Origin of the sequence: Nostoc sp. LPT, assembly GCF_017115165.1 — a bacterium.
GTDB lineage: Bacteria > Cyanobacteriota > Cyanobacteriia > Cyanobacteriales > Nostocaceae > Nostoc.
Window position 1 is genome coordinate 1 of record NZ_JABXKF010000109.1, and the last position, 6,376, is coordinate 6,376.

Annotated in this window: 3 protein-coding genes and 2 pseudogenes; all 5 read left to right on the forward strand. The window is 42.4% G+C overall.

Features of this window, described 5'->3' with window-relative positions; all coding sequences use genetic code 11:
* The first annotated feature begins 60 nt into the window (after positions 1-60).
* Positions 61-1,857: a ShlB/FhaC/HecB family hemolysin secretion/activation protein gene (locus HWQ58_RS21110; protein WP_292866795.1), complete on the forward strand. Its 1,797-nt coding sequence runs from the start codon at positions 61-63 to the stop codon at positions 1,855-1,857.
* Positions 1,858-1,860: 3 nt separating this feature from the next.
* A pseudogene (locus HWQ58_RS21115) lies at positions 1,861-2,072 on the forward strand (winged helix-turn-helix domain-containing protein); the annotation flags it as partial.
* A gap of 156 nt (positions 2,073-2,228) precedes the next feature.
* A complete protein-coding gene (locus tag HWQ58_RS21120) occupies positions 2,229-4,421 on the forward strand; it encodes a hypothetical protein (RefSeq protein ID WP_292866796.1) in 2,193 nt (730 codons plus the stop codon).
* Positions 4,422-5,046: 625 nt separating this feature from the next.
* Positions 5,047-5,892 carry a Pvc16 family protein gene (locus HWQ58_RS21125; protein ID WP_292866798.1) on the forward strand — a complete coding sequence of 282 codons (846 nt, stop codon included), beginning with the start codon at positions 5,047-5,049 and terminating at the stop codon, positions 5,890-5,892.
* Positions 5,893-5,937: 45 nt separating this feature from the next.
* A pseudogene (locus HWQ58_RS21130) lies at positions 5,938-6,376 on the forward strand (phage tail sheath family protein); the annotation flags it as partial.

The following is a 6,376-nucleotide window of genomic DNA, read 5'->3' on the forward strand; positions in this document are numbered from 1 at the left end:
TGCTAGATGCAAGTTTTCAGCTTACCTGCTTTGTATACCAATTAGATAGCTAGGGGTGCGATGATTGATAAATACCCTAAAAATCTTATAGTGTGCTATTTACCTCTGAGTATGCTTATACAACTCAGCAGTATATCTTTAAGTCCACTGAAATCTCAGGCTGTTGATACTACACAATTACCAAGTAGTAATTTCATCCTGTCGCAAAAATTCCCACCACCACAGGATGTTAAACCACCGACCCCTTCGCCACTTCCCTCGCCTGAACTGCCACAGCCACTCCCCCCACCAGCAGAAATATTGCCACCCTCTGCCCCAACTCCCACACCTGATGAACCACCCCCTGGCAACTTTCCTCAAACTATTGTTGTTGATCGGTTTGAAGTTGTTGGTAGCACAGTTTTCAGTGCCCAAGAGTTAGCCCTCGCCACTGCTGAATTTACTAAACGACCGATCTCATTGTCTGAAGTCTATCAAGCACGTTCTAAAATCACTGATTTATACGTCAAAAATGGTTACATTACTTCTGGTGCCTATATTCCACCTCAAAGAATCCAATCCGGTGTTATCAAAATTCAGGTGGTCGAAGGTAAATTAGCAGATATCCAGATAACTGGAACTCGGCGGTTGAATCCAAATTATGTTCGCAGCCGACTAGCAATCGCGACATCACCACCTCTGAATCGCCAGCGTCTATTAGAAGCACTGCAACTTTTGCAACTTAATCCTTTGATTCAAAATGTGACTGCTGAACTCTCAGCAGGATCGGGGACGGGTACGAGTCTTTTGGAAATTAAAGTCAGTGAGGCAAAAACCTTTAGTAGCCAAATAATTCTTGATAATGGGCGATCGCCTAGTGTTGGCAGTTTCCGACGCGGATTACGATTGAATGAAGCCAACTTACTCGGATTGGGAGATGGTCTGAGTGTAGGCTACACTAATACCGATGGTAGTAACTCCTTTGATGCCAGCTATACATTGCCTCTCAATCCCCGCAATGGAACTCTTAGCTTAAACTATGGTGTTACGTCGAGTAATGTTATTGAGCATGATTTCGCTTTTTTAGATATCGAATCGACATCTCGCTACTACGAATTGACATTCCGCCAGCCTATAGTCCAAACTCCCACACAAGAATTCGCTCTTGGCTTAACAGCTTCCCGACGCGAAAGTGATATCTCATCGTTGCTACAAAGAATAGGGAATCCCGCCTCTGAACTTTCGCCTGGTGCTGATGAAGAGGGGCGCACTAAGGTATCTGCCTTGCGATTTTTTCAAGAATGGACGAATCGTAACAGCCGTGAAGTCATAGCCCTACGCTCTCAATTCAGTTTGGGCATAGATGTGTTGAATGCCACGGTTAATCAGGATGCTCCTGATAGCCGTTTTTTTGCTTGGCAAGGGCAAGGGCAGTGGGCACGCCTTTTAGCTCCTGAAACCTTATTGTTATTACGTGTAAATACGCAACTTGCATCTAGAACACTTCTGCCTATAGAGCAATTTGGCTTAGGTGGGCAGGATAGCATTCGAGGCTACCGTCAAGATTATTTGCTCACAGATAATGGCGCTTTTGTTTCTGCGGAAGTTCAAGTACCAATTCTGCGCTTACCCCAGATAAATAGCACGTTACAGGTTGTCCCGTTTGTAGATTTTGGTGTTGGCTGGAATAGTTCTGGTAGAGAGAATCCTGACCCTAATACTCTAGCTGCTATTGGTCTGGGGTTGCGTTGGTCACAGGGCGATCGCTTCACCGTTCGTCTTGACTGGGGTATTCCTTTAGTATCTGTTAACTCATCAAATGAGAGAACATTACAAGAAAACGGTCTGTATTTTAGTTTACTCTATAATCCTTTTTAAAATAAAGGAAGAAAGAACTATCTGAATGTTAAACAGCAAAAAGAAATATTAAGTTGGCTGCAAACGGAAGATAGTTGGGAGCTTGGCGAACTTGAGTATAAATTAGCATTTAAATATGATGTAACTTACAAGTCCAAACGGAAGCTATTATGACTTGTTTGATACGACAGGAATTAGTTGGAAAAAAACCACGCTTGTTGAATCCAAAAGCCGAATTTACCACAACGACAACCATTTTTTCTAATTTCGGTAAAGCTGCATTCTGGAAATTTTATTTTTTTTTGTGCAACTACCATTACATTTGGGCAACGCCATAGTCCTTTACTGAAGATGCTGTAGAGATGTTGAATCTTATAACACCACTCAAAGTTATGCTGAATCCTCCCACCCGTCTAGAGGGTTTCCCAGGGGAGAGCATTACCCTTCACATCAGTCTGATTAATCAAGGCGAGCAGGGAGCCGTAATTGATCTGTTTGTCGATCCTATGACTCAGACCCTGCTGTCATGGTGTCCATCTGCGAAAAAGCGGGTAGCCCTCGACTCCCAACAGGCTTGTGAAGTCAGCCTGCTCTTTGAGATTCCCTCAGACGCTCTACCAGGAAGTTATCCCTACACAGTAGTAGTAGATGCCCCAGAGCATTATCCAGAAGATACTCCGATTCATTACCCAGCCAGTCTTGAAGTTCTAGTCAAAGAGCAGACTGTTATACGCTCACAAAAGCTTACCTTTTCACTTAGCCCAGCAACTAGTCCTGTTCAGCCCTTACTAGTTCAGCCCAACCAGCACCAGAGGCTATCAGTAATTGTGAACAACCACTCCAGTCGCGTGGATCGGTTTCGGCTCCATTGTCTTGACTTGGATAAAACGTGGTTTACGATTCAATATCCTTCTAACGAACTGAGTGAGTTAGGTGTCGTTTCCAGTACCGATGGTTTGGAGCTTAATCCTGGAGGTCAAGGCGAAATCATCATTGAGTTCCATTATCCAATAAATATGCCTGCTGGTCATTATTTACCGACTCTACAGATCATTTCTGATAATGCCCCAGAGCAGGTCTTTTTGGATCTGGTGTATTTAGAGGTAAAGCCAAAATTTCACCTGAGTGTTGAACTGGAGACTATTCTTGGAAAAGTCAGTCACAGTCCAGGCCAGTATCGACTCACACTGACAAATCACGGAAATTCAATTCGAGAATTGGCCATAAGTGCTAGTAGCCGAGATGAAACGGAGTTGTGCAACTATGTTTGCAATCCATCTTCTGTCAATTTGTTGATTGGCGAAACAGCAACGATTAGTCTAACCATTTATCCCAAACAGAAATGGCGACGTCCCCTCTTTGGGTATGGCTTAGAGCTACCGTTTCAAGTCAATCTTCAAGATATTCAAGCATTACCGACGCCAGAAAAGTTACCGATAGGGTTGTTAGTCTGGAAAGCACGCCCTTGGTGGCAATTTCTGCTGTTGCTGCTGGCAGGGGTTGGTGCATTGTCGGGACTAGGCTTTTTGATTTGGTTTGTTTTCTTTAAAGCCACTCCAGAGCCAATCCTGGCAGAATTCAAACCGGATAGCGCTATTTATACGGAGGGAGGCAGGGTACGCTTAAACTGGACGATCTCGAATTCAGATCGGCTCGATCAGCTGGTGATTTCTTCAACCAAAGATCAAACTGCAAGCAGTCCCCAAGTTTATGACTTTCGTCAAGGCTTACCGAAAGAACTGAACCGTTATTGCCAAATTCGCGATCGCAATTTAACCTGCACCAATGTCGATACAGGTGCCCGACTGGCGGGCAAATACACCTTCCAACTTCAAATTAAGGCAAAATCAGCAGAAAACCCTATTCTGCAGAAACTGAATGTCGTAATTCAACCTAAGCCACTGCCGCAAGTGGTGATCATTGTAGCACGCCAGTCTGAACTCGAAAAAGGGAAACCCTTAACCCTTAGTTGGAATATCAAAAATTTTAGCCAACTTGGTCAGCTTCAGGTTATGGGTCAACTCAAAGAGGATAAACCAACGCTCCTCAAGACTTATGATTTTCAAAAACAAATTCCTCCAGAACTAACGAAGCAATGTCAACCTCCAGTCAACGAGACATTGAGTTGTTCCAACGTGGATATAGGGCTTTCAGCTAAACCAGGCAATTATGCGATTAGCCTTCAACCTGTGTCTAGTGGAAGTCAAAAACAATCGCCACCCTCTAAAGCAATTCAAGTCCAGTTAAAGGCAACACCCCTTAAAATTATGGACTTTACGCTCAATAATCAAAGTTCAGAGGCGAATCCCTCAATGTTCTTGAAAGTTGGACAAGTTGTGACTCTCAACTGGAAGGTACAGGGGGATGGTGCTAAGGTTAAACTCGAACCTTTAGGTGATGTCCCAGCTAGCGGTTCTAGGACATTGAAAGCGACCACAAGTCTCTCTCAAATTGTCCTCACGGCTGAAACCGAACAAGGTCAATCAGTCAAACGTGCGTTTTTGCTCCAAGTTGATACACCAAAACCGCTTCAGAAGGCGACTAATACCGATTCTCTCAAACTAAGGCTACAGATGATAAAGTAAAATTAGCGAGTTCAACACGAATTCGACTTGACCTAAAATGTCATCTTTTTTGATGGCTGAAATTTGTCCTTTGCGGAGTATTTATTCGTATTAAAGAAAGTATTTCACGAACGAATAAGCTTTTTCTACCTAAAAAATTTTTGGACAAGCCACGCACCATCGCTGCATCCATGTGTACCTTTAAATTTACGCCCCATAGCACTGCTGCAAGAAGCGTAGACGCAGCACATGGTAGACATCGCCTGAGCGATTCTCCGCCCACTGCTCAATGGGTTAAAGCTTGAAATCTTTATTTGTTATAGCTTAGAGCTTTTCTTAGTGCCATTCCCCACATACTTTTTCTTAATTTGAAAAGGTCTTGGCAATATTGTACTTTTTTAAGTTGACTACTGGAAAAAGTTCATACTTAATTTTCATTGTCAAATAAAGTTGACCTATTTGTAATTAAATGATTTGGAAAATTAATTCTATCATGAAATAAAGGTCTATGTATAAATGAGCTTTGATTGTTATATTTGAAAAAGATTAACTATAACTTCTAAATTTAAATTAGTACATAAGTCTGATTGCATTGATTAGGATATCGCTGAATCTGAGTATATAGAAACGAATTAGATTTCTGCTTATGCTGAATTCGGTTCTTCAAACCCTTGCTGAAATGTTGACTAACGGATCTGTTCTCACTAGCACTGAACAAATAAACTTTAGTCACCCTGGAAGCTTAGAAAATAGTAATAGAGAGCTATCACTTAATCTCTATTTGTATGATGTTCGAATTAGTAAAAAAATGCCAAATAATGGCAGGCACGTGGAACGCTATTTTGATGATTCACGACAGGTTGCAGAAGTATGTAGAGCACCCAGTTGGTTCGATATCTCCATTGTGATTACAGCCCGCGATCGCACTGTATTAGGAGAGCTTCATCTTCTGTCTGAAACTCTACTGCTGTTAATGCGCAGTAGAGTCTTGCGGGAGGAGTTTCTAACTCCTGACCTTCGTGGTCACGGCAACTTATCATTCTCAGTCACTAACGACCCGCCCCTTGATGCAGTAAGTTTATGGAATTCTCTTTCTATTCCCATACGACCTGCTATTTATTTGACAGTAACTGTTCCCTTTAATGTATGGAGAAAAACAACGGTGCCTTTGGTTACTGAACGACATTTTGGGGTCAATAATTCAACTCCAGCTATCAGCACGAGCGGCTCTAAAATTCAGCGAGTTGCCATTGCTGGTATTGTCAAAAATACTCTGAACTCAAAGCCATTAAAACGAGTGAAAATCATACTTGAAGGAACTGAAAAATCAGTAACTAGCAATGAGGAGGGGTATTTTTACTTTGATAATTTGACCTCTGGAAACTACATTTTACACCTTAAACGATTTGGCTATCAGTTTAAGACTTGCAATGTTTTTGTAGACGGAAAATCATGTATCCCCAAAGAGATATTACTTATGCCCGCCTACTAGATTTCTATATCAATCGATTATCTAACAAATCAAGAAGCACTTAACATGGCTAGACTAGACTACTTTGCACCAGGTGTTTATGTTGAAGAAGTTGATCGCGGCAGTCGTCCGATTGAAGGCGTCAGTACTTCGATCGCAGGATTTATCGGCTTTACTGAAGATATACGAGGTGGGGCCGAACTCTTTAAACCCATGCTTGTCACAAGTTGGACTCAGTATCTTGAATACTTTGCCCGACGCAACTCTAACGGGTTCACAGACTTCGATGCGTATTTACCTTTCTCAGTTCGAGGATATTTCCTGAATGGAGGCGGACGTTGTTGGATTACAAGTATTGGAACCCAACTCCCCGGTATTGGGCTAGAAAATTCAAAACGGCAAGCACCTCGCTTAGAGATCCCAAGACGCGGCGATCGCCCAAGTTTAAATCTAGCGTGGCAAAACTTACTAGAGAAGAGCGGAAATCCTGTAATCTTGACCTTGT

Excerpts from the sequence above, each read along its gene's own strand:
- HWQ58_RS21120 (WP_292866796.1), top strand. The coding sequence starts at position 2,229 with ATGCTGAATCCTCCCACCCGTCTAGAGGGTTTCCCAGGGGAGAGCATT.
- HWQ58_RS21110 (WP_292866795.1), top strand. The coding sequence starts at position 61 with ATGATTGATAAATACCCTAAAAATCTTATAGTGTGCTATTTACCTCTG.
- HWQ58_RS21125 (WP_292866798.1), top strand. The coding sequence starts at position 5,047 with ATGCTGAATTCGGTTCTTCAAACCCTTGCTGAAATGTTGACTAACGGA.